Origin of the sequence: Sedimentibacter hydroxybenzoicus DSM 7310 (assembly GCF_013403245.1) — a bacterium.
Taxonomy (GTDB): domain Bacteria; phylum Bacillota; class Clostridia; order Tissierellales; family Sedimentibacteraceae; genus Sedimentibacter; species Sedimentibacter hydroxybenzoicus.
On record NZ_JACBNQ010000016.1, the window covers coordinates 56,361 to 80,655 of the forward strand.

A 24,295-nucleotide genomic window follows, 5' to 3' on the forward strand; every position below is an offset into this window, starting at 1 on the left:
ATTTAATTGAGTATATATAATTTTGGAGGAATTATGGGATTTAACATTTTAATAACAACCGCTCCTTTTGGTAACGGTCATAAAATGGTAGCAACGGCATTAAAGAATGCATTTATCAATAAAGGTTATAATAACGTATTTGTTGTTGATTTATTTACTGAAGCACATCCGACAATTACGGAAACAATTAAAAAGGCTTATATTAAAAGCTATGATTTTGGTGAAGCATATTCTATGCTGTATTATGGCTCAGAAAAGCTGACAGATAAAAGAATCATTGAAATATACCGAAATTTCGGATATAAAAAGCTAAGAGATATAGCTAAGTCATTCAAACCGGATGTAATAATCAATACATTTCCTATTTTAGCCTCATTAAAAATAAAAAATGAATCGGGGGAAAACATCCCTGTTTTCAATATTGTTACGGATTTTTATGTCCATAAACTATGGTTAAGCAAGGAAATAGATAAATTTTATATAGCCACAGAGGAATTGCAGGAGGAATTGAAAAAGCTGAACATACCTGTTGAAAAAACAGTCGTTTCAGGAATTCCCATAAGAGAGGCTTTTGAAGAAGTAGAAAGTATTTCTATGCTGTATAAAAAATATAGATTCAAAAGAAACAAAAAAATTGTCTTGATTAATTCAGGAGCTTTTGGAGTTTTTAAGAATATAAAAAAAGTATGTATAGAGCTTTGCAAATACAAATCAATTCAGGTTGCCGTGGTATGCGGTAACAATACACTGCAAAAATCAAAGCTTGAATCATTAAAACTAAGAAATTTAAAGGTTTTCGGATTCATAGAAAACATAGATGATCTATATAAAATAGCATGTTGCATGATAACTAAATCCGGTGGTATAACATTGAGTGAAGCATTGGCTGTCCAGCTTCCTTTAATAATAATCAAGCCCGTACCCGGACAGGAAAAAGAAAATGCATTGTATTTTGAGAAAAAAGGAGCTGCCATAATTGCAAATAATTCTTATCAGATAATAAATAGCACCATCGAATTGATAAACAGTCCCTCGATACTAAATGCAATGAAAAATAATATGAAAAAAATGTACAATAAATCATCCTCTTTCAAAATTGTTGAGGATGTTGTTGAAACTATAGAGAAATAAGACAATAACTGATACTGTCATCCTGAGCGGTAGTGAAGGATCTCATCTTTAAAATTCTGAGATTCTGAGATTCTTCACTACGTTCAGAATGACAGAGAACGTAAGATATCGATATATTCATAGCAATAACACAAAAATTAACTGTTAAATTTATTTATTTCTTCCACACACTTAGAGCTGTAGAAGGTTATATCCATACCCATTGATATAAATTTGAATCCTTGTTCGGCACGTTTCTTGGCTGTCTCACCGTTTCCGGCGAAAACACCCGCAATTTTATTATATTTTTTAGTTATCTCAAGTACTTTCTTAGCTGCATTTTCAACCAATTCATGTGTAACCTGTCCTGTTACTCCCATTGATTGAGACATATCATACGGTCCTAAAAAGATAACGTCTATCTCAGGTATCTTGCATATTTCCTCTAAATTATCCAAACATATTTTATTTTCGCAGTGAGTTATTATTAATGTTTGTTCGTTTGAATGATCGGTAAAATTGGAAACACCGGACATCCCATAGTCAGCGGATTTAGGAAATGCCAAGCCTCTTTTGCCTATGGGTTCATATTTACTGCGCTCTATTATTTCTTTAGCAGCTTCAGCATTATTCACTTGCGGCACCTGAATTCCGTGAGCACCTATATCGAGGGTATGAAGTATCGTACTTTCTAACCTGTCAGGTATTCTTATGATTGGAGTTATGCCTCTTACCTCTGCCGCTCTTATCATATGCTGAGTACTTTCTGATCTCATAGGTCCGTGCTCATTATCAATTATAACAAAATCAAATCCTGCTAATCCGGCGATTTCCACCAAATCAGGTGCATTACAAACAATGAATGTTCCTATGACTGTCCTGCCTTCTTTTAATTTCTTCTTAACCTTATTTTCAAACATTTTTACCTCCAAGTATGCTATCTTAATAAAAAGAGTATACTAAAAATTCAGAAAATTATCAACTTGTAGTTCCAATGGATTTTGAAATATTGATACTAAAAGATGGCTAAACAAAAGACCGTCTCGTTTTTGAGACAGTCCCAATAATATTTTATTTATTCTTTAGTTTAGAAAGGTCGCTTGCAACTTCAATTATCCAGTCTTCCTGCCCGCCAACGGCTTTTCTGTTTCCTAACTCAATTATTATATCTCTTACATCAACATTAAATCTTTCCGCTGCTCTTCTTGAGTGCAGCAGAAAGCTTGAATAACATCCCGCATATCCCAAAATCATAGCATCAAGATTTGTATTTGTTTTAAGACCCTTTGATTCGAGAACCGGAATAAGTGCATTTGTACTTGCATCCATCGTCTTATATAAATCGGCATTTATATCATAGTTCATTTTTTTCATAACCGCCACAAGAGTATCTGTTGATGTATTTCCTGATCCTGCACCTAAGCCTGAAAGCGAACCATCAATGTAGGTTGCTCCTGACTCTATCGCTGCCAAAGAATTTCCGATAGCCAAACCAAGGTTATTGTGGGAATGATGTCCTACAGGTATGCTTAAGTTTTGTACAAGAGTTGAAATTTTATCTCTTACATCTACAGGAAGCATTGCTCCTGCTGAGTCCGTGCAGTATACTATATCTGCTCCATAGGACTCAAATTTTTTAGCTTCTTCCAGCACTCTCTCTACACTTGCCATATGTGCCATCATTAAAAAGCCGACTGTAAAAAGTCCCATTTTTTTAGCTGCTCTAACGTGCTGAGCAGCCACATCTGCCTCTGTAACGTGAGTTGCTACCCTTACTGCGTTCGCTCCGCAGTCCTGTGCCCTTTCAAGATCCTCCACGGTGCCGATTCCCGGTATTAAAAGTACAGCCAGTTTTGAATTTTTAACAACTGAAGCTGCTGCCCTAACTAATTCAAAATCATTATATGGTGAAAATCCATAGTTAATTGTTGAACCCGTAAGACCGTCTCCATGCCCTACCTCTATTATATCTATACCCGCTGCATCCAGTGATGATGCTATTTTTTTAACATCTTCAGGTGAAAATTTATGCGAAACAGTATGGCTGCCATCACGAAGTGTTGTATCTGTTATATATATTTTTGACATTATTTTACACCCCCATCAGTTTTCTTGCCTTAGCCTCTGCTATATGAACGGCAGCAGACGTTATTATATCAAGATTACCTGAATAAACCGGCAGGTAATCACCGAGACCTTCTACCTCAACCATCATTGTAACTATGTCATCCTGAATAATCGGCTCCAGCAAGAATCGATATCCGGGCACATAGCTTTGAACAGTTTTTAAACACTCAAATGCAGCAGCCTGTATCTTTTCCATATCTGGATTCTTAACTTTAGTATAAATGGTATTTCTCATATAAATCGGAGGCTCTGCAGGATTAAGGACTATTATTACCTTTGCATTATCTGCGCCTCCTATTTTCTCTAATGCATTCTTTGTAGTTTGTGTAAATTCGTCAATATTTGCTCTGGTTCCTGGACCCGCACTCTTGCTGCTTATTGATGATACTATTTCTGCATAAGATACTCCTACTGCATTGTTTATAGCAGCAACCATCGGTGTGGTTGCCTGACCTGCACATGTAACAAGGTTTACATTATCCAAATCTAAAAAATTCTCGTCAAGATTCACTGCAGGTACACAGAAAGGACCAACAGCCGCAGGTGTTAAGTCCAAAGCAAACATTCCTGCTTCTTTTAGCTTAGGAGCTGCCGACAAATGTCCGCCTGCTGATGTACAATCAAATACCATATCAATTGTTCCCTTATATTTTTCTACAAGGTAATCAACTCCGCCGTCTGATGCATCTATACCCATTTCTCTGACCGCCGCAAGGTTTTCAGACTCCCTGTGACTCACTACACAAGCAACCTCAAGAAGTTCACTCCTGCCTAATTTTATAATAAGATCCTGTCCTATGTTTCCGGGACCAATTATGCCAACTTTAATCTTTTCCAATACATTATCCTCCCATACCATTATTCAAACTTCACACTTATACTGCCAAGCTCAGAAAAATTTGCTGTATATTTATTTCCCTTTTCAGCGGTAAGCATTCCGGAAAGTGCTCCCGACAAAACTATTTCTCCCTTCTTAAGCACAACTCCATATTTGGAGAGAGCATTTGCAAGCCATGCTACAGAAAAAGCAGGATCTCCTAATACCGCAGAGCCAAGACCGGAGTTGATTTTTTCACTATCCTTATAAAGATTCATTTCTATATTTTTAAGGTCTATTGTTTTAGGATCAATTTTTCTGTCGCTTATGACATACATTCCTGATGATGCGTTGTCTGCAACGGTATCTATCAGACTTATCTTCCAGTCCTTTATTCTGCTGTCAACTATTTCTATAGCCGCAGCTACATATTCTGTTGCATTAAGTACATCCTTTGCAGTTGCATCAGGCCCTTTAATATCTTCCTTAAGAACAAATGCAATTTCTCCTTCTACCTTAGGCTGTATCATTGTATTAATCTGTATAGTATTATTTTTAACCTCCATACTGTCAAGCAGATGACCAAAGTCAGGTGTATTTACACCAAGCATATTCTGAACAGCAAGAGACGTTAACCCGATTTTTTTACCTGTTACCTTTTTCCCACCGGATAATTCTCTTTCAATATTAATAAGCTGTATCTTGTATGCATCATCTACAGTAAAATTAGTATCCTTTGATATCTGTTCTATTGCAATACAACTCTTTTCTGCTTTCTTCAAAGCTTGAGCAAGTTTCTCATGTATTGTAAATTCCATATTTTCCTCCTAAATATTCGTTAATCTTTATTCTCTCTATTTAATAATAAGAGGTCAGAAGACCTCCTATTTTAATCTGCTAAGAAATTATCTACTAATTGTGAGAACTGAGCAGTTTTTTCAATCTGTGTCCAATGTCCGCAATGTCCGAATACATGAAGTGCGGCATCATCTATCAGATTAAACAGCTTGTATGAATTGGATACAGGAATTACCAGATCCTCTCTTCCGTGAATAATTAATACCGGCTGCTTAATATTCGCAATTTCTTCGTCTGTTCGAGCCATAAATTCTACCCATTGCTGTCTGGGAGCCGGGAACATTGCCGAAAAAGACTCTTGAAATCCCGGTTCTATACTTGCTTCATATCTCATTTGAGCTAAATCATCAGTAGCAATATTCTTATTGTCTACAAACAGTAAAAGCATTTCCTTCATCCTTTCGAAGGATGGTTCATAACCCCATACATCATCAAGACCCTTTGTTATAGGAAAGCTTACTCCCATTGCACCCATAAGTACAACCTTTCTGATTCTTTCAGGGTAGTCAATAGCCATGGCAAGTGCCAATGCTCCTCCGAAGGAGTTTCCTACTATATCAGTTTTTTCTATACATAAAGCATCTAAGAAATCCACTGTTTGCTTCACCCATGTTTTCATATTCAACGGAAGGTCTTCCTTTCTTTCGGTATATCCAAAACCAAGCATATCAGGTGCTATTACTCTTCTGTTTTTAGAAAGTTTAGGAATTACAAGCCTCCAATTAGCCCACGCCGAAACACCGGGACCCGAACCATGAGCCAGTATTACCGGGAAACCCTCTCCTTCATCATGATAATTTGTCATAAATGTTCCTGTTTTTATGGTTTTTGCAATTTCTGGTTTTAAATTTGACATTAATATTTCCTCCTATTATATATAATTATTAATTCTCACCTAAATTTGTTATATAAAGATAAGTTGTATTTTACAATATCCACATTACTGACTGCGGTATAAATGTTATTATCATAAGAGCTACTATTAATGCTGCAAGGAAAGGCATAACTTCTTTTGATATATCCTGAATACTTGTGTTAAATCCTCTCGCTGCAGTAAATAGTGTAACTCCAAATGGCGGAGTAAGCATACCTATTGCAAGATTAGTCGCTAGCATTATACCAAAATGAACAGGATCTACCCCAAGTTCTATAGCTATTGGCAATGCAATTGGTACTAATATGTATTGAATAGCTCCTGATTCCATAAACATTCCTGCAATTAGAACTATTATATTAACTACAAGTAATATTAAATACTTGCTGTGTGTTACTGACAAAGCTAAATTAAGTATTGTCTGAGGAATCTTAGCATAGGTCATAACCCAGCCGAATAACGCGGCCAAAGCCATTATAAGCATTATTCCGGCAGTAGATAAAGCTGATTTGTAAAATATCTCCGGTAAATCGCACCATTTCATTTCCTTATAAACATAAATTCCGATTATTATCGAATATATGACTGCTACAACTGCTGATTCTGTTGGTGTAAATATCCCTGCAAAAACTCCTCCGACTATAATTATAGGAGTACCAAGTGCCCATAAAGAATCTATAAAATATTTATATCCTGATAACTTTTTTTCTTCTCTTGTCTCCGGAACATCTTGAAGTACTCTTTCACCACTTGCTATTTTATCCGCACGATCTTTGTAATTTCTTTTTTTAGCAATAAAATATGTTGGTAACATTAAAGCAATTCCAACAATAAATCCTGCAGGGAAGCCAACCTTATACAGGTCCGATACCGCTACCTTAGATAAAACAGCATATATTATAAATGCTATACTTGGAGGTATTACTATACCAATTGGTGAAGCAGAAGCAATAATTGCAGCACTGAATCCTTTGCTGTATCCTGCTCTCATCATACCCGCATACATAACACCTCCAATAGCCGCAGCTGTAGCTATACCACTGCCGGAAATTGCCGCGAAAAACATACATGCTATAATAGCAACTATACCCATTCCACCGTGAATATTTCCTACTGCCGACGCGGCCATATTAACTATTCTTTTTGCTATGCCGCCTCTGTTCATTAAATCACCGGCTAGTATAAAGAATGGTACCGCTAATAACGCAGTGGAATCTATACCAGCGAACAGTTTTTGAATTATAACAACTGTCTTTATATCATTACTAAGAGAAAAAATTAATGAAGAAAGCCCTAATCCCACAGCTATAGGAGCTCCCGCAACTAAAAGAATTAATGCACTTCCAAATAATAATCCTCCGCTCATTATAAAGCCCCCCTCCTTTTCTCTAACTCAAAAATATTGTTCAAGATATATACAATAACTTGAAAAACCATAATAATAAATGCAGCAGGAAATATTCCATAAACTATTTTCATTGATATTCTTAAATTTGTTGAAACCTGTGTACCTGCCAACTTCATCATATCAAATCCATAGAATATAGCTGCCCCAAAAAATGCTATTGTTAATAATTGCTGTAGCAGATACGCCCATTTAACATATTTTTGGGGTATTATCGTTTCAAGGACGCTTACATTTATATGGCTCCTATTTCCGGATATCACTGCCGACCCAAACATTACTAGTGCAATATTAGTATATCTTGTAAGCTCCTCTGTCCAATGAAACCCTGTACTAAAAACGTACCTTAGAACTATTTGAGAAAAATATGTAATAGTCATAACAGAAAAGCATATTATCAATATAAATTTTAAAATCTTATTTAAACAGCTGTTAATATTATTTAATACCTTCAAATAATCATCTCCTTCAATTTTAATAAGTATTGAGGCTTTAAAGCCTCAATACCACTATTGTAATGCTCTTATAGCATCTACATATTTTGAATCATGACTTTTAAGGAATTTATCATAAACAGGCTGTACTAAATCAACAAAAGCTTGCTTATCTTTAACCTCATTAAATACCATTCCTAAGCTTTCAAGTTCTTTCTTTGCCGCAGCTTCATTTTCTTGTTGTTCTTTTCCTAATTTAGCCGCTACTTCATAGCCGATTTCAGTAAACATTTTTTGATCTTCAGGACTCATACTGTTAAATAAGTCAGTGTTCATCTGCATCATAGCAAACGCGAAGAAGTGACCTGTTTCCGACATATATTTCTGAACCTCATTTATTTTATAATCTCTGGTAGTTATTACAGTATTTTCATGAGCATCTATTGTACCCTGCTGCAATGCCGTAAATACTTCGCCCCAAGCCATAGCTTGAGCGTTTGCTCCTAAATTTTTAAACGTGTCTATGTATACTTCACTTTCAGCAACTCTTATTTTTAAACCCTTTAAATCATTTGGAGTATTAACAGGTGCTATGCTGCTGGTTACATGTCTGAATCCTCTGGGCATAAAACCTAATGTCTTCATCCCAACAGAGTCTGTTAAAGCTGCAAATTCTTTTGCTGTATTTGATTCAAGGAATTTAAACACATGATCCCAGTTCATAAATAAGAATGGTAAATCTTGAACTGCCATATCAGGTACAAATTGGTTGATATCTGATGCGGTAATAACTGTAAAATCAACATTGCCTACTTGAAGAGATTCCATTAACTCTCTGTCTACTCCCAGTTGTCCCGCAGGATATACATCAATTACATATCTGCTATTTGATTTTTCCTCAATTTGCCTTTTGAATTCGTTTGCAAAATTGTCATAAGCTGTACCCGGTGCTGCAATGTGTCCTAATTTTAAAACTTTTGTTTCGTTTGAATTTGTTCCTGACTGTGCAGGAGCCGCAGGTGGATTCGAGCTGCCGCATGCTGATAATAACATAGCTGCTAATAAAACTAAACTTACTAAAATTGAATTTCTTTTTTTCATTTTGATCTCCTTTAACAAATAAAATTTTAGATTTTTATCCTCTTGCCAACAATAATTATGTAAAACAAAAGTTATTGTTCTATATTATCAAAACTGGTTCTGATAATATAGTATAATAAACGGGCTGAATTGCCCTTTTATTTCTAAATTATTCTTTATCAAACAAACTACTAAATTCAATTTATTGATAATGAAAAATTATTTAAATTGCTTTTGTTCTATATTATCAAACCATGTTCTTGTTATATTTTAAAATAAACGGGCACGTATGCCCTTTTATTTTTTAGTTATACTCTATAGCCAAGTCCTTCAGATATTTTCTTTGCAGCTTCCTTAACCAAATATATAGCCTCTCTGATTTTTTGTTTGTTCATCCTGATAGTAGGACCTGATATGCTTATTGCATATCTCGCTCTGCCTGTACCATCAAAAATTGGTGCAGCAACACAGGTCAGCCCTTCAATATACTCTTCATTATCAAATGCAATTCCATCATTTTTAATCGTTCTTAGTTCCTCTAAAAGTACATTTTTGTCGGTAATTGTATTATCTGTAAATTTCATAAGGCTTTCAGAAAGACGACTACTTAATGTATCTTCGTCTGAGTAAGCAAGCATAGCCTTTCCTACTCCTGTACAATATGCCGGATTTCTTGCTCCGATGTTGGTGAATATTCTCATAGATTGATTAGATTCTTTTTTATCAACATATACTACTTCATGCCCGTCAAGAGCTCCTATGTGAACCGTTTCACTAATTTTCTCACAAACATCAGCTATGATTGGAGAAGTAATAGTTCGTATATCCAAGGATTTTATAACTATATTTCCAAGCTGTGCTAAATACATTCCTAATCTGTACTTTTGAGTTTCTTTATCCTGATCAATAAATCCATGATATTTTAATGTACTTATTATACCATGTAGAGTGCTCTTGTTAATATCAAGCTCCTCTGCAATTTCAGTCAATTTCATAGATGACTCTTTTTTTGCCAAAAGTTTAATAACCAAAGAAGCTCTGTCAACCGATTGAATTTTTCCTACTGTATCCATATGTTCCTCAATACCTTTTTTTATATGCTAGCATATATTTTCTATTCTGTCAATAATATTTTATATTGTCAAACAAGTTTCTTTAATGCCAAACAAATATTGTTTTTTACACTAATTTAGATTCAATTAATTTTCCTAATTTTTCTATGCCTATCCTGATTTTGTCGGGTGTGCTTGCTCCAAAGCTTAACCGCATACAATTGCTTCCTTTACCGTTTCCTTCCGTAAAGAAGCCTTCACCTGCTACAAATGCCACCTTAACGTCAGGATTTGAAGTTGATTCTATTAGCAGTTCAGATGTATTTATACCGCCCGGCAATTCAACCCATGTAAATAACCCTCCGTCAGGAAATGTCCTTTTAGTTCCTTCAGGGAAATACTTATCTATGCTTTCTATCATCGCATCTCTTCTTTCTCTGTGTATTTCACACAAGGATTTATGATGCTCCGGATAATATCCTCTCTTGAAAAATTCCGCACAGATTATCTGAGGCAAAAGCGACGTATGTGAATTTGTAGCTGATTTGGCGTCAATCATTTTAGAAATTATTTCATCATTTGCATATACATAGCCTAGTCTGCTTCCAGGAGAAAATATTTTAGAAAAGCTGTTAGCCAATACTGTGTGACCTGTTTTATCAAATGCTTTAATCGGAAGCAAATCTTCACCGCTGTATCTGATATCCCTGTACGGGTCATCTTCCAATATAATTACATCATACTTGCTTCCAAGCTCAGCAATTTTTTTTCTTCTGTCAAGGGACAGTGTTCTACCCGTAGGATTTTGAAATGTTGGTATTACATAAACCATCTTTGGGCTGTATTTAATAATTTTAGCTTTCAGATCCTCCGTAGACATTCCTTCATCATCCATAGTTACCGGAATACATTCCGCTTCAAACATGCTGAATGTTTCAACCGAATGTACAAATGTAGGAGATTCAACTAAAATCACATCTCCCGGCTCAATATAAAGCTGACACATCAGATTCATTGCTTCTAATCCGCCTGTTATAATTAATATATTATCAGGATTTGCCTTAACTCCCTTAGGAGCTAATAAATCATTAACTACAACTTCTCTTAAATCCTTAGCGCCAAGAACCGATCCATAAGATAAGATTTCATAGCCTCTTCCGTCAACTCTCATGATATCTTTTGTAATTTCTCTGATTTTATCTACCGGCAGGCATTCCTTGGCAATAGCACCTCCTCCGAATGAAATTACATCGGGATCATTCATTGCACTGAATAAGCCTTTTATTATATTCGCTTGCTTTTCCATTGTTTTCATTCGTTTTGCATAGTTTGACATATTTTATTCCTCCAACTGTTAATATTTATGGTTTTTTAATTGTTCTCCTCTGACCTTTGCCAAGCTTCTCATGCAGTACTTTGTAAAGACACTTTTTAAAATTTTCATCCTGCTCTCTTGTTCGTTTGGACGGTCCCTTCGTCTTGCCTCCCTGCTTCCTTACTCTTTCGCTGATATATCTGGATTGCAAAAGATTGTCGATATTATTTTTATTAATAAAAAATCCTGCAGTATGAATTACTGCTGATGCTTTCGACAAAACTAAGCTTGAAAGACCGTAATCCTGTGTAACTAATATGTCCTCTTCTCTAAATATCTGAACTATTTTATAATCCACAGAATCTCTGCTCTGCTCAACAACTATTACTTCAAAATCACTTACGATATAATGGTCAATGTCTACTACAATAATTAATTCAATTCTAAATTCTCTCGCTGCCTGCTCGCATATTTCCTTAACACGCTGCGGACATGCATCTCCATCTATTATAATTCGCATGGAAAAACTCCTTTTTACTTTATAATTATGATATATGTCTTAATTTGTTGATTGATGACAGTAAATAAAAAGAGAATTATTTAATTCAGATTGATGACAAAGTATATTTCCGACGCTGTCATTTCTATGAATAAACGCTATATCGTAGGATGACGCAAACGGGGCTTGTCAATAAAATCAATTATTTGCTTTTCAACAATTTATAAATATCCTTCCTTATATGCTTCAATAGAGGAAGTTCATTTCTTATCTTTTTCACGTAATCCAAATCAATTTCCTGTATAATATATCCTTCTTTTTCATCCATCCTTGAGAGTACATTTCCCCAGGGAGATGCCACAATGGAATTACCATAAGAATGATACATTGCTTCTAAATCTCTGGCGGGAGCCACACCTATAGTATAAACCTGATTATCCAATGCTCTTGCTCTGAAGCTGAGCTCCCAATGAGCAGGACCTGTAGTCATATTAAATGCTCCGGGATAAATAATCACTTCTGCTCCCTCTGCTGCCATTAACCTCGACAGCTCGGGAAATCTGATATCATAGCAAATAGCGAGACCAATCCTGCAGAATTCAGTATCAAACAGAGTTACATCCCCGCCTGAAGTTAATGTATCAGATTCCTTAAAATATTGACCTCCTTCGATATCAATATCAAAAAGGTGCATTTTTCTGTGTTTAGCTATTTGAATTCCGTTTCTGTTAAATACATATGATGTATTGTAAACTTTATTGTCTTTTAGCTCGGGAATCGTACCGGCAACAACATAAATACCGCAGTCCTTAGCTGCCTTGCTCATAGCCGTATAAGCAGCGCCTCCTTCGTTCTCACCGTAGGCTCTGAAAAGCGAACTGTTGTATGGACAGCAAAACATTTCAGGAAGTACCGCAATGTCCGCACCCTCCTTTGAAACTCTTTCAATCAATCTGACTGCATTTTCTATATTTTTTTCCTTATCGTCACATACATCTGTCTGCAATAATGCTACTTTAAACTTATTCATACCAACACCATCCTTTTACTTTATTATAGATGATATTCCATTTATTCGCAAATGGAAAATGAGATCCTTCACTGCGTTCAGGATGACAAAAATGTCATTCTGAAACACAACCGAAAAATCTCGTCTTTTATATCTTTTATTCCAGTTCAGCAATCAGCTCTCCTGCTACAACACGCTGACCTTCCTTGACGTGGATTTTGGCCACGGTTCCGGATAATGGAGACAATACATTTGTTTCCATCTTCATTGCCTCCAATATGGCAATCGGCTGTCCTGCTTCCACCTTATCCCCTTGCTTAATAAGAATCTTATAAACATTGCCGGGAATATTTGCGCCGATTTCATATTGATTGCCGGTATCAGCCATAACAATCTCAACTGCCGCACTTTTTAAATTAACGGCATTTTTGTCTTTTATGGTGATTACTCTTCTGTTTCCGTTGACCTCAAATACCAGGTCCTTTGTACCGTCTTGATTTGACTTGATTTCAACCAGCTTAATGCTCAGCTTTTTACCTTCGGCAATTTTAACACCGCAGGTTTCACCTTCCTCCAAGCCGTGGAAGAATATGTCGCTGCCCATCAATCTAAGGTTTCCTTCTTCCTTAATGGTTTTCAGATAATCCTCAAATACCTTTGGGTACAATGCGTAGCTTAAAGCTTCTTCATTAGTTCCCTCAAGGTTATGTTTTTCCTTAAGCATTTGTTTAATTGCATCAAAGTCCTCAGGTGGCAATAGTTCACCCGGTCTGCACTTGATAGGCTCTTTACCCTTTAAAATTAACTTGCTTAAATCTTCGGGGAAACCACCCTCCGGCTGACCCATCATACCTTCGAAATATGAAACGATTGAATCCGGAAAATCCATATCCTTTGCTTTACCATAAATATTTTCCGGAGACAAATCATTTTGAACCATGAATATGGCCGTATCTCCCACTGCCTTTGATGAAGGTGTAACCTTTACTATGTCTCCGAGCATTTCATTGACTGTTTTAAACATTTCTTTAACTTCCTCAAATCTATGCCCGAGTCCAAAGCTTTCAACCTGCGGCTTTAAGTTTGAATATTGACCGCCGGGTATTTCATACTTGTATATTTCAGCCGTACCGGTTTTTAATCCTGATTCGAACTTGCTGTATACAGGTCTAACAGCCTCCCAATAGTCGGAAATCTTCTGCATATCATCAAGACTAATGAATGTGTCTCTTTCCGTATTGTTCATAGCGGCTATGACCGAGTTTAAAGGTGGCTGACTTGTCAATCCTGCCATGGAGTTAAAAGCAGTATCCACTATATCCACTCCTGCATTTGCAGCGGCATAAACAGCTACAACACCGTTTCCGCTTGTATCGTGAGTGTGCAAATGAACAGGTATTGCCAATTCATTCTTCAAAGCTCTTATAAGCTTATCTGCAGCCATTGGTTTTAACAGTGCCGACATGTCCTTGATAGCTAATATGTGGGCTCCCCTTTTTTCAAGCTTTTTAGCTAAATCAACATAATATTTGAGTGTGTATTTATCTCTTTTTTCATCAAGTATATCACCTGTATAGCATATGCTTGCTTCCACTATTTTATTTTGATTTAATACCTCATCTATTGCAACTTCCATGCCTTCAATCCAGTTTAAGGAGTCAAATATACGATATACGTCAATACCATTTTTTGCTGATGCTTTTACAAATTCTCTTATAACATTGTCGGGATAGTTCTTATAGCCGACGGCATTTGCTCCTCTAAGCAGCATTTGGAATAATACATTCGGTATTTTTTCCCTTAGTACGCTTAATCTTTCCCACGGATCTTCCTTTAAAAATCTATAGGCAACATCGAATGTGGCACCTCCCCACATTTCTATAGAAAACAATTCACTTGCCAACAGAGACATAGCAGGTGCTATTTTTTCCATATCAATTGTACGCACGCGGGTTGCCATCAAAGATTGATGTGCATCTCGCATCGTTGTGTCCGTCAATAAAAGCTTCTTCTGGCTCAAGACGTATTTCGAAACCTCTTCAGGTCCTTTTGAATCCAATAACTGCTTAAGTCCGGGCTTAACTTCAGTATTTTTCGTATCAGGAACTCTCGGCACATTAAATTGAGGCTTAACACCCTTTGTTTCATTTACGACTATGTTGCCGATGTAGTTCAACAGCTTCAGTTCCTTATCCTCTCCGCCCCTTACATTCAAAAGTGATGGATTGTCTGCGATAAATCCCGTATCACATTGACCTCTTTTAAATATTTCATGATTTAGTACATTCAACAAAAATCCTATATTTGTTTTAACTCCATGAATTTTTAATTCTTTTAAAGCCCTTGTATTCTTGCTTATGGCATCATTAAATGTCCTGCCGTGTGAAATAACCTTCACCAGCAAGCTGTCATAGTAGGGACCTATGACGGCACCTGTAAATCCGTTTCCACCGTCCAGGCGTATACCGAATCCGGAACCGCTTCTGTATACATCAATTTTTCCTGTATCAGGGGCAAAATTATTTGACGGATCTTCGGTTGTTACCCTGCACTGAATAGCATAACCATTTTGCTTAATGTCTGCTTGAGTTTTTATATTAATTTCTGGGGAACTCAATTTATGCCCCTGTGAGATTAAAATCTGTGCTTGTACTAAGTCAATACCCGTAACCATTTCGGTAACAGTGTGTTCAACCTGAATTCTCGGGTTCATTTCTATAAAATAATGATTACCGCCCTTATCTACCAGAAACTCTAAGGTTCCTGCATTTCTGTAATTAACGGCTCTTGCTATTTTAAGCGCATCCTGACAGATTGCTTCTCTCTGTTCATCGCTTATTGATAAAGCAGGGGTAATTTCAACGACTTTCTGATGCCTTCTTTGGATGGAGCAATCCCTTTCAAACAAATGCACTATGTTTCCGTAATTATCGCCAAGAACCTGAACCTCTATATGCTTCGGTCTGTCCAAATACTTTTCTATAAATATATCATCGATACCGAAAGCCTTTTTTGCCTCACTTTGAGCACTTCTGAATTCTCTTATTAAATCCTCTTCGCGCCACGCAATACGCATCCCTCTTCCGCCACCGCCTGCCGATGCTTTAAGAATAACGGGATATCCGCAAAATTCAGCAAATTTCTTTGCTTCCTCTTCGGATTTAACAGCTTCTTCGATACCCGGGATAGTAGGCACCCCTACAGAATTTGCAACAATTTTAGATTTAATTTTATCTCCTAATTTGCTCATCATAATGTGGTCAGGTCCTATAAACACTATACCTTCTTCCTCACATTTGCGGGCAAATTCAACATTCTCTGATAAAAAGCCATAGCCGGGATGGATAGCATCAACACCCTTAGCTTTTGCTAAGCTTATTATTTCGTCAATGGCTAAGTATGCATCAACAGGTCTTTTATTTTCACCTATTTTATAAGATTCATCAGCTTTTGTTCTGAAAAGTGAATTTTTATCCTCTTCAGAGTATATTGCTACACTTCTTATACCCAATTCTTCACATGCCCTACAAACCCTGATGGCTATTTCACCGCGATTAGCAACCAATATTCTTTTGAAATTTTTCATGTTGTCCTCCAATTCACCAAAAAATATACATTTTTCAAACTCTATAAGCCATAGTGTAACATTATTTAATAAATTTTTCAATTGAATAATTTAATAAAATTAAATTTAAATATAAAAAACCTTACTTTCTTTATTTTGATTAACAAAGCAATTCCTCAAATCGTTTTCCGCCTTCTTTCAATAAGGTTATTTGTATTATTCAGTATTAATACATTTTTAAATATAAAAAAAATCAATTTGATTAATTTATACAAATTGATTTTATATATTATTATCTCCCATAATCCCGTATACTTTTCCATTTCCCGGGAAATTTCGACAACTAGTTAAACGCAGCCGAGCCTTTAAGGTGTTCTATATCATTGTAGAAAATTTCTTTAATTTCATCGTTATCATCAACTTCAAAGCAGGATAAACTACAATTGCTTACTACCGTACCCATCCAGTCATTGTTTATTTTGAACTTCCTTATATATGATTCAATACACTTTATAGTTCCACCGTGAGCCACTATTAAAACATTCTTTCCTCTGCACTTTTCAACAACTTCTTTAAATGCATTTTCCACCCTGTTATAAAATTGAATTAAGCTTTCACCGTTTGGATATCCGTATTTAAACGGGTCACTTTTTATTTTATCAATTACGTCTCCATGTCCTTCTACTATTTCATCCCATCTCATTCCTTCAAAGTCGCCAAGATTTATTTCCATGAGTCCATCATGAGTTTCTATATCAATTTGTTTATTACCTTTTACTATTTCTGCAGTTCGGTATGCCCTTTTCAATGGACTTGCCACTATACAGTCTAAATCAATATCCTCAATTCTGTCTGACAAAAGCTCAGCAGCCATTATACCTTTATCTGTCAGAGCAGAATCCTTATTTCCCTGAAATCTTCTTTGCTTGTTCCATTCTGTTTCACCATGTCTGGTTATATATATTCTGGTCATTTATCTATACTCCTTAATTTTATCTTTAAAAATTTTGAATCCATTGTCATATCAACCCCACAAAAATCGGTACTAAGACTGTCACAGATAATGAAATTATTACGCCGCTTATAAAGGATATTACAGCCAATTCCTGACTTGTATTTTTGGTTATGATAGGTAAGCCTGTATCCATGCTTATTGCGGCACCGGCAGCAATGGTTTCTAAATATCCGATACGCTTGGCTATGGTTGGTATAAATATAAAAGCAAGTATTTCTCTGAAAACATTAGTTAAAAATGCAACTGTGCCAAGCTCTGCCGAAACAGGTGTTATGATAATTGCCGACAAGGTATACCATGACATGCCCGAGGCAACGGCCAAAGAACCGAACAAGTCCATTTTAAATATTATGCTGCAGATTATCCCGCCAAATAAGCTTCCGGCTATTGTAGCAACAGGAATCATCAGCACTTTAAAGCCCACCTTCTTTAAACTTGAAAAAATTTCCTTGTTACTGCCTAAATCAATTCCAACAAAAAACAGTAAGAGGCATAATCCTATATCCATCATTAATCCTGTATGGGCATAAATTTTCTGGGGAATTATAAATAAACCGCTGATTACTCCCAATGCCAGGGCTGCCAATATTTTTTTAGTCATCGCTGCCTCCTGTGATCCTTTTATCCGAAAACAACTTCTTTCTTAATAAATAAACAAAAAAAATACTGAAAGCAACAGTAACAACTGCAAATACGGCTGCAGTCAAGCCGATTTTTCCTATTGATGAAAGCACCTGCTCGTCCATTCCGACTCTAACACCCATTACATATATTAAGCCAAACAATATAACCGCTTGAATGCCGGATATTTTTTTCATCAAATTATTATGAATTAATCCTTTGCTGCTTATAAACCATCCGACTGCAAGTAATCCAAAGTACATTAAGATTCTAAGTGCCATAATTCACCCTCGTATGCTACGGTTTTACACCACCGTTTAACCAATCAATAAATTGATCTTCTGTTATTATTGTGATATTTAATTCTTTTGCTTTTTTATTCTTTGATGAATTTGACATATTGTCGTTGTTTATCAGGTAGTTTGTTTTTGAAGTTACTGAACCTGTAACCTTTCCGCCTCTTTCTTCTATTACGTCCTTCAATTCATCCCTGTTTTTAAACTGTTCTACTGAGCCTGTTATAACAAATGTTAAGCTTTCAAACAGCTGCGCCGCATTATTTTCTTCTGCTTTTTCTATTGTAACCTCATCAAGCAGGTCATGCACAATTTTTTCATTTCTATCGTTCCCGAAAAATTCTACATAAGCTTTGGCCATTACATTTCCTATGCCTGATATTTCGATTAATTCTTCATATGTCGCATTTTCTATTCTTTCCCAATCATCATTGAATTTCCTGCATATTAATTTAGCGTTTGCAACTCCTATATTAGGTATGCCAAGGCTATACAGCAGCCTTGCGGCAGTTGTATTTCTTGCTTTGTTAACTGATTGTACCAGATTACTAAATGATTTTTCACCGAAGCCTTCCATATTAACTATCACATCCCTAAAACTCTCAATATGGAATATATCGCTTAATTCTTTAACTAAGCCTTTTGCAATAAGTTTTTCTATGGTTGCTTCCGACAATCCTTCTATATTGATTGCGTCTCTGCTCACAAAATGCGTAAAGGATTTTATCTGCTTAGCCATGCATTCATCATTTATACAATATAAGGTTTTAATGTCATTATCATTCTTAATTACGGTTTCTCCGCCACATACGGGACAGCTGTCCGGAATTTCTACGTTATTACTTCTTGTTATGTTGTCGGATATTTGAGGAATAATCATATTTGCCTTATAAACGCTTACGGTATCACCGATTCCAAGCTGTAGGTTTTCCAAAATACTCAAATTATGAACACTGGCACGGCTTACTGTCGTACCTTCAAGCTCAACAGGCTCAAAAATTGCTATAGGATTTATAAGTCCGGTCCTTGATGCGCTCCATTCAATTTCCAACAGCTTGGTTTCCTTAACTTCATCTCTCCATTTAAAGGCAATCGAATCTCTCGGAAATTTAGATGTTGCTCCCAGTGATTCACCGTATGAAATGTTGTCATACATTAAAACCAACCCATCAGACGGCAATTCATTATCAATTACTCTATCTTCAAAATATTTAACTGTATCCTGTAAATTAAGAGAATTGACCTTTTTATATTCCACCACTCCAAAGCCCTGGTTTTTAAGCCAGTTTAGCTGTTCTGTTCTTGAATTTATAAAATCTATACCATCTGCTTTAAATAACGAGAAAGCATAAAATTGAACATTCCTGTCAGCAGTAATTTTATTGTTAAGCTGCCTTACCGATCCGCTGCATAGATTACGGGGATTTTTATATTTGAGTGCAACGTCTGTAATTTTATTGTTGATTATTTCAAAATCCGGATAACTGATAACAGCTTCACCTCTTAAAACCAAACTTCCCTTAAAACTGATATTCAGCGGAAGGTTTATAAATACTCTTGCATTATTTGTTATAACCTCTCCTGTTTCGCCGTTGCCCCTGGTGACTGCCTTAATTAGCTTTCCGTCTAAATATGTCATAACAATAGTTAAGCCGTCAAGCTTCCATGAAAGAACACCTTCATTATCTCCAAGCCACTGCTGCAGCTCTGCAGCATCCTTTGTTTTATCCAAAGAAAGCATTGGTTTTTCATGTTTTTCTTTAGGTAAATTGGATAAAAGCTCATATCCCACATTAATTGTTGGGCTGTTTGACAATGTTATATTAGTTTCCTTTTCTAATTCAACCAATTCATCGTAAAGAGCATCATACTCATAGTTTGACATAATTTCCCGATTTTCCTGGTAGTATGCCTTGTTTGCTTCATTTAACAGTTTGATTTTTTTCTTCATTAACAGAAGCCTATCTTCCATAGTAATCCTCTTCAATTTATATTTTTTCTGACCTATATCTTTTCTTATCTATATTTTTTCGATTGGCGCATATTCCAAGTTAAGATTTTTTATTCCCTTGCTTTCAAAAGCAATAACCACTGTTTTTGAGTCTCCATCATCCTTTATTTGAACCACGGTTCCCACACCCCATGATTTGTGCATTACTTTGTCTCCTGCAACAATTTTGTCTGACTTTAGTTTAGGTTTTTCCTTTTCTACATCCAGACTACCTTTAAAGAAGTTACTTTTTACAAATGACGGCATTTTTTTAATATTTTTATCTAAACCCTCTATTTTTTTTGCGGCATATGCCATAGGGTTTGTATCTTCTACGCATTCTGCAGGTATTTCTTTTAAAAATCTTGATTTAAGCTTGGTTTCGTGATTTCCAAAGCGCATCCTGTCATTGGCATACGTTATAAACAGCATCCTTTTAGCTCTCGTTATCGCCACATAAAATAATCTTCTTTCTTCCTCTTCGTCATCACTGTCAGGTTCCTGATGGATAATCGGAAAAATTCCGTCTTCGAGACCTGTTACAAACACTGTATCATACTCCAAGCCCTTAGCGCTGTGAACAGTCATGAGAGTAACACAATTATTTTTAGTTTCATCTGTTTTATCTATATCGGCAAGCAATGATACGTGAGACAAGAAATCCTCCAAACCGTTATCCTCATATCTTTCTTCAAAATCCTTGGCTGCCGATAAGAACTCATCTATATTTTCTAAACGACTTCTTCCTTCTACCGTTTCATCCTCAAGAAGCATTGATTTGTAACCTGTCACCTCAAAAACATCCGATATAAATTCAGAAACAGGCATTACATCCTTTTTAATCATCAGCATTTCCATCATGGAAATAAAATCTGAGACACTTTTGGAAGCAGAATTTGTTAAACCTATTCCATCCAGTTCATAGCAGGAGTCAAATTTTGATATTCCTTTTCGATCTGCATATTCTGTAATTAAGTCTATGGTTTTCTGCCCAATTTTTCTTCTAGGCACATTTATTATCCTGTCAAAGCTGATATTATCCTTTTGGTTAAAGGTCAGCATCAAATATGCCATTATATCCTTTATTTCTTTTCTTTCATAGAACTTTAATCCGCCTACAATTCTGTAAGGAATTCCTTCCCTGATTAATCCTTCCTCCAAAGCTCTAGACTGGGCATTTGTTCTGTACAAAACAGCCATATCGGAATACGAGGCGTTATTTTCTCTTATTTCCTTTCTGATAAGGCATGAAACGGTAAAGGCTTCATCTTTCTCATTATCCATTTCCAAGACTCTTATGAGATTACCACCTTCAAAATCGGTATAAAGGTTCTTGCCCTTTCTCTGACAGTTATTCTGAATTACACCGTTAGCTGCATTCAAAATAACATTTGTAGAGCGATAATTTTTTTCAAGCTTTACAACCTTTGCTCCTTCAAAATCCTTCTCAAAATTAAGGATATTGTTTATATCTGCACCTCTCCAACCATAAATTGATTGGTCTTCATCACCCACGACAAATACGTTATTTTCACCATCAGGCTTTTTCCCCAATATTTTAACTAAGCTGTATTGAACTAAGTTGGTATCCTGATATTCATCTACCAATATATATTTAAATCTCTCCTGATAGTACTCTCTTACATCCTGTTCATTTTCAAGCAATATTATAGTTTTTAAAATTAAATCATCAAAATCCAGCGCATTTGCGATTTTTAATTTCTTTTCATACAGGGCATATACCTCACCCACATTTCTTTTATAAAATTCATTAAAATGCTCTTTTATATAATCATCTGCACTGTTTCGTCTGTTTTTCTCAGAGCTTATGATTGATTTAATAGAATTAACATTGTATTTTTTAGTATCTAAATTCAATTCTTTAATACAATCCTTAATTACTATTTTAGTATCATTGGTATCATATATTACAAAATTAGAGTCATATCCTATTCTTTCTATATTTTTTCTTAATATACGCACACAAATAGAGTGGAATGTTCCAATCCACATTCTATCAATGGGATAATCCAATAGTTGTCCAATTCTTTCCTTCATTTCATTAGCAGCCTTGTTAGTAAAAGTAATTGCAAGTACCTCCCACGGCATCGCTCTGTTTGTATCTATCAAATATGCAATTCTGTGGGTCAAAACTCTCGTTTTACCAGTACCTGCACCGGCTATAACTAAAATAGGACCCTTGTCATGTGAAGCTGCTTCCCTTTGTTTTTCATTTAAAGATTGTAACAAATCCATTTTTCCTCCGATTTATTTAAACGCAACGTGTTTTTTATCAAATTTTAACTCTGAATAAATTATAACATAATCAAGCGGTACTTCTCAATATGATTATTTATTGATTAATTCCTTTTCAATGAGCACTCCCACCATTTCGGCAAATTTATCCGGGGACATTATTCTTGTAAACTTTTGTCCGTATATTCTTTTAATAGAATTTATTTCTTCATCTCTCCCTGTGAAAACACAGAGAACTGAAATTCCTTTCTGCCATCCCTTTCTGACCTCAGCGGCAGCATCATTTACGCCTGACTCATCCGAATATTCATGTCCGGGAGAAAACGGCCCTTCAGATGCTATACCTAACATGTCATTGGGCTTTCCGTCTGATAATACAATTAAAATTTTACGTCCGTATGATGTATTATCCATAATGTGAAGGGCAGTGCGCAATGCCATTCCGTCACGATTGAAACCGGCAGCACTGTAGCTGAAAATTTTATCATTGATATTCGTTTCATTATAGTCGCGAAAAAGATTCATAACAGTATAATTTCTCATACTGCAGAAGGAATATATTTTTACCGGAATTTTGCAATTTGTCAGGCTTTCAGCAATAATATATGCTTCCTCCGCAATCACCTCCTGCCTCTGAAGTTGTGATGCTGAAGCATCAAGCATAATGTCAACGGATATGTCGGGAATTTCATCCCTCTCAATCCTGATGAAAATCTTTTTGTCATCCACAACCGTTCTCCACACTTTTTCCGTATACAGCTTTCCTTCCTTGGATTTTAATGAATAAGAATAATTTTCAATGGCATTTTTAATCCTGTGGGTGAGCTTGATAATGTTATTGGTATTTTTAATATAGTTCTTGGAGTAATGTGCTTCATTTTTCTCTCTTTGTGCAGATGTCAGACTTTGGCGCAGTCTTGAAACCTCGTTATTCTCAAATTGTCCTCTGGTAAAATGAAGGTGACATTTTTCATGGTTATCACTGCAAAGCATACTTTCATATGCCTTGGTTCCTGATTCGCCAACCACGGAAGCTCCGAAATAGTTCTTTATGAATTCCCTTTCTCTTTTCTCTGATTTTTCTTTGAATTCAAACCACTTTGCAATTATTTTAGACTTTTGGTATGTATTTCCTTTGTTGTCGGCGAAAACAAACAGGTCCTCATCTCCGGAGGGTTTGCTCATTGATTGCTTTATGAAACCAAACTTATTTTTCCTTACCTTCTTTATATAAAATTCGTCATCGTATTCAGGTTTAAAGTATTTACTGATAATCAAATCCATCTGTCTTATCAACTGTTCTGTATTGAGTATCTCGTCAAAATTTAAATCATCTATCAGATTGCTGACGCTGTCCCTTATTTTCATATCGCTGCCTGTAATACTACCGAAGTATGCTGCGGCTATTTCATCAAACAGCTCCGCACCATCCTGATTTTCTACAGCTTTTTTTATACAGTCATGGCGAAGCTCTTCTAATGCAACCCTGTCCTTGCTGTCCTTATTAAATACAAAGCCCTCCATTCCGAGCATCATTACCTTCTGATAAAAAATATAGTCGCTGTCATACCTGAATTTAAGGAAAAAGTCACTTAACATATTGTAGTCAAAATATCTGTAAACAGCGCCGATTATATAATTCCAATACAAATCAGCCCTGCCCTCACGATTGTACACTATGAGCTCGGGTTCCAGGGAATAATTTTTTGAAGCATTCCATATAATATTCAATGCCCTTTGTTTTTCGTTGAGCCTCTTTTCCATAAACTTGTTCCTCTGATAGAAAGTTACAGCTTATTATATCCCCGGTTCAGCAAATTTTCAAGCCGATAAAACTATATGAAATTTAGTGTTTACATGTCAAATAAATAGGTATAAGTATAGAAAGAATTATAGATAGTGTAAAGTAGTCTATGAAAAACAAGGTCAAAAGAAAGAGACCAAAAGCACCTAGAAAATCGCAAAGAATTAC

20 protein-coding genes are annotated in these 24,295 nt (G+C 35.8%); 1 reads left to right on the plus strand and 19 read right to left on the minus strand.

Translation table 11 applies throughout. From position 1 onward, the window contains the following. The first annotated feature begins 33 nt into the window (after positions 1-33). Positions 34-1,131 carry an MGDG synthase family glycosyltransferase gene (locus HZF24_RS12975; protein WP_179238759.1) on the plus strand — a complete coding sequence of 366 codons (1,098 nt, stop codon included), beginning with the start codon at positions 34-36 and terminating at the stop codon, positions 1,129-1,131. Positions 1,132-1,268: 137 nt separating this feature from the next. On the opposite strand, the gene HZF24_RS12980 is transcribed toward HZF24_RS12975, so the two are convergent. The 19 genes from HZF24_RS12980 to HZF24_RS13070 form a co-directional block, all read right to left on the minus strand. Beyond that, a complete protein-coding gene (locus HZF24_RS12980) occupies positions 1,269-2,030 on the minus strand; it encodes an HpcH/HpaI aldolase family protein (protein ID WP_179238760.1) in 762 nt (253 codons plus the stop codon). A gap of 151 nt (positions 2,031-2,181) precedes the next feature. Continuing rightward, positions 2,182-3,198, minus strand: a complete 1,017-nt coding sequence (gene dmpG / locus HZF24_RS12985) for a 4-hydroxy-2-oxovalerate aldolase (protein ID WP_179238761.1) — start codon at positions 3,196-3,198, stop codon at positions 2,182-2,184. Between the two features lie 4 nt (positions 3,199-3,202). Further along, entirely contained in the window at positions 3,203-4,075 is an 873-nt protein-coding gene (locus tag HZF24_RS12990) for an acetaldehyde dehydrogenase (acetylating) (protein WP_179238762.1), read from the minus strand. A gap of 20 nt (positions 4,076-4,095) precedes the next feature. Next, positions 4,096-4,872: a 2-keto-4-pentenoate hydratase gene (locus HZF24_RS12995; RefSeq protein ID WP_179238763.1), complete on the minus strand. Its 777-nt coding sequence runs from the start codon at positions 4,870-4,872 to the stop codon at positions 4,096-4,098. 71 nt (positions 4,873-4,943) lie between these two features. After that, positions 4,944-5,768, minus strand: coding sequence for an alpha/beta fold hydrolase (locus HZF24_RS13000; RefSeq protein WP_179238764.1), 825 nt, complete (start codon positions 5,766-5,768; stop codon positions 4,944-4,946). Positions 5,769-5,838: 70 nt separating this feature from the next. After that, positions 5,839-7,152, minus strand: a complete 1,314-nt coding sequence (locus HZF24_RS13005) for a TRAP transporter large permease (RefSeq protein ID WP_179238765.1) — start codon at positions 7,150-7,152, stop codon at positions 5,839-5,841. Then, positions 7,152-7,646, minus strand: a complete 495-nt coding sequence (locus HZF24_RS13010) for a TRAP transporter small permease (RefSeq protein WP_179238766.1) — start codon at positions 7,644-7,646, stop codon at positions 7,152-7,154. The genes HZF24_RS13005 and HZF24_RS13010 overlap by 1 nt, the downstream gene beginning before the upstream one ends. Before the next feature lie 54 nt (positions 7,647-7,700). Next, positions 7,701-8,726, minus strand: coding sequence for a TRAP transporter substrate-binding protein (gene dctP / locus HZF24_RS13015; protein WP_179238767.1), 1,026 nt, complete (start codon positions 8,724-8,726; stop codon positions 7,701-7,703). Positions 8,727-9,013: 287 nt separating this feature from the next. Continuing rightward, the gene (locus HZF24_RS13020) at positions 9,014-9,778 is read right to left on the minus strand and encodes an IclR family transcriptional regulator (RefSeq protein WP_179238768.1); all 765 of its coding nucleotides are present in this window, start codon (positions 9,776-9,778) and stop codon (positions 9,014-9,016) included. 106 nt (positions 9,779-9,884) lie between these two features. Then, positions 9,885-11,093 carry an aminotransferase-like domain-containing protein gene (locus HZF24_RS13025; RefSeq protein WP_179238769.1) on the minus strand — a complete coding sequence of 403 codons (1,209 nt, stop codon included), beginning with the start codon at positions 11,091-11,093 and terminating at the stop codon, positions 9,885-9,887. Positions 11,094-11,118: 25 nt separating this feature from the next. Beyond that, complete coding sequence (locus tag HZF24_RS13030; protein ID WP_179238770.1) at positions 11,119-11,592, minus strand: YaiI/YqxD family protein; 474 nt, start codon at positions 11,590-11,592, stop codon at positions 11,119-11,121. A gap of 181 nt (positions 11,593-11,773) precedes the next feature. Continuing rightward, positions 11,774-12,601: a carbon-nitrogen hydrolase family protein gene (locus tag HZF24_RS13035; protein WP_179238771.1), complete on the minus strand. Its 828-nt coding sequence runs from the start codon at positions 12,599-12,601 to the stop codon at positions 11,774-11,776. 136 nt (positions 12,602-12,737) lie between these two features. Beyond that, positions 12,738-16,166, minus strand: coding sequence for a pyruvate carboxylase (locus HZF24_RS13040; RefSeq protein WP_179238772.1), 3,429 nt, complete (start codon positions 16,164-16,166; stop codon positions 12,738-12,740). Positions 16,167-16,488: 322 nt separating this feature from the next. Further along, the gene (locus tag HZF24_RS13045) at positions 16,489-17,118 is read right to left on the minus strand and encodes a histidine phosphatase family protein (RefSeq protein WP_179238773.1); all 630 of its coding nucleotides are present in this window, start codon (positions 17,116-17,118) and stop codon (positions 16,489-16,491) included. Positions 17,119-17,164: 46 nt separating this feature from the next. Then, positions 17,165-17,761, minus strand: a complete 597-nt coding sequence (locus HZF24_RS13050) for a lysine exporter LysO family protein (protein ID WP_179238774.1) — start codon at positions 17,759-17,761, stop codon at positions 17,165-17,167. Next, positions 17,754-18,062 (minus strand): hypothetical protein, encoded by a 309-nt coding sequence (locus HZF24_RS13055; RefSeq protein WP_179238775.1) that lies wholly within the window; start codon positions 18,060-18,062, stop codon positions 17,754-17,756. The genes HZF24_RS13050 and HZF24_RS13055 overlap by 8 nt, the downstream gene beginning before the upstream one ends. 16 nt (positions 18,063-18,078) lie before the next feature. Continuing rightward, complete coding sequence (gene ligA / locus HZF24_RS13060; RefSeq protein ID WP_179238776.1) at positions 18,079-20,049, minus strand: NAD-dependent DNA ligase LigA; 1,971 nt, start codon at positions 20,047-20,049, stop codon at positions 18,079-18,081. 48 nt (positions 20,050-20,097) lie between these two features. Then, complete coding sequence (locus tag HZF24_RS13065) at positions 20,098-22,323, minus strand: ATP-dependent helicase (protein ID WP_179238777.1); 2,226 nt, start codon at positions 22,321-22,323, stop codon at positions 20,098-20,100. 93 nt (positions 22,324-22,416) lie between these two features. After that, positions 22,417-24,087, minus strand: coding sequence for a vWA domain-containing protein (locus tag HZF24_RS13070; RefSeq protein ID WP_179238778.1), 1,671 nt, complete (start codon positions 24,085-24,087; stop codon positions 22,417-22,419). Positions 24,088-24,295: the final 208 nt, after the last annotated feature.

Coding starts and splice junctions, on each gene's coding strand:
- HZF24_RS12980 (WP_179238760.1), bottom strand. CDS start 2,030: ATGTTTGAAAATAAGGTTAAGAAGAAATTAAAAGAAGGCAGGACAGTC.
- HZF24_RS13055 (WP_179238775.1), bottom strand. CDS start 18,062: ATGGCACTTAGAATCTTAATGTACTTTGGATTACTTGCAGTCGGATGG.
- HZF24_RS13050 (WP_179238774.1), bottom strand. CDS start 17,761: ATGACTAAAAAAATATTGGCAGCCCTGGCATTGGGAGTAATCAGCGGT.
- ligA (WP_179238776.1), bottom strand. CDS start 20,049: ATGGAAGATAGGCTTCTGTTAATGAAGAAAAAAATCAAACTGTTAAAT.
- HZF24_RS13000 (WP_179238764.1), bottom strand. CDS start 5,768: ATGTCAAATTTAAAACCAGAAATTGCAAAAACCATAAAAACAGGAACA.
- HZF24_RS13070 (WP_179238778.1), bottom strand. CDS start 24,087: ATGGAAAAGAGGCTCAACGAAAAACAAAGGGCATTGAATATTATATGG.
- HZF24_RS13065 (WP_179238777.1), bottom strand. CDS start 22,323: ATGGATTTGTTACAATCTTTAAATGAAAAACAAAGGGAAGCAGCTTCA.
- HZF24_RS13005 (WP_179238765.1), bottom strand. CDS start 7,152: ATGAGCGGAGGATTATTATTTGGAAGTGCATTAATTCTTTTAGTTGCG.
- dmpG (WP_179238761.1), bottom strand. CDS start 3,198: ATGTCAAAAATATATATAACAGATACAACACTTCGTGATGGCAGCCAT.
- HZF24_RS13035 (WP_179238771.1), bottom strand. CDS start 12,601: ATGAATAAGTTTAAAGTAGCATTATTGCAGACAGATGTATGTGACGAT.
- HZF24_RS13030 (WP_179238770.1), bottom strand. CDS start 11,592: ATGCGAATTATAATAGATGGAGATGCATGTCCGCAGCGTGTTAAGGAA.
- HZF24_RS12975 (WP_179238759.1), top strand. CDS start 34: ATGGGATTTAACATTTTAATAACAACCGCTCCTTTTGGTAACGGTCAT.
- HZF24_RS13045 (WP_179238773.1), bottom strand. CDS start 17,118: ATGACCAGAATATATATAACCAGACATGGTGAAACAGAATGGAACAAG.
- HZF24_RS13020 (WP_179238768.1), bottom strand. CDS start 9,778: ATGGATACAGTAGGAAAAATTCAATCGGTTGACAGAGCTTCTTTGGTT.
- dctP (WP_179238767.1), bottom strand. CDS start 8,726: ATGAAAAAAAGAAATTCAATTTTAGTAAGTTTAGTTTTATTAGCAGCT.
- HZF24_RS12995 (WP_179238763.1), bottom strand. CDS start 4,872: ATGGAATTTACAATACATGAGAAACTTGCTCAAGCTTTGAAGAAAGCA.
- HZF24_RS13040 (WP_179238772.1), bottom strand. CDS start 16,166: ATGAAAAATTTCAAAAGAATATTGGTTGCTAATCGCGGTGAAATAGCC.
- HZF24_RS13025 (WP_179238769.1), bottom strand. CDS start 11,093: ATGTCAAACTATGCAAAACGAATGAAAACAATGGAAAAGCAAGCGAAT.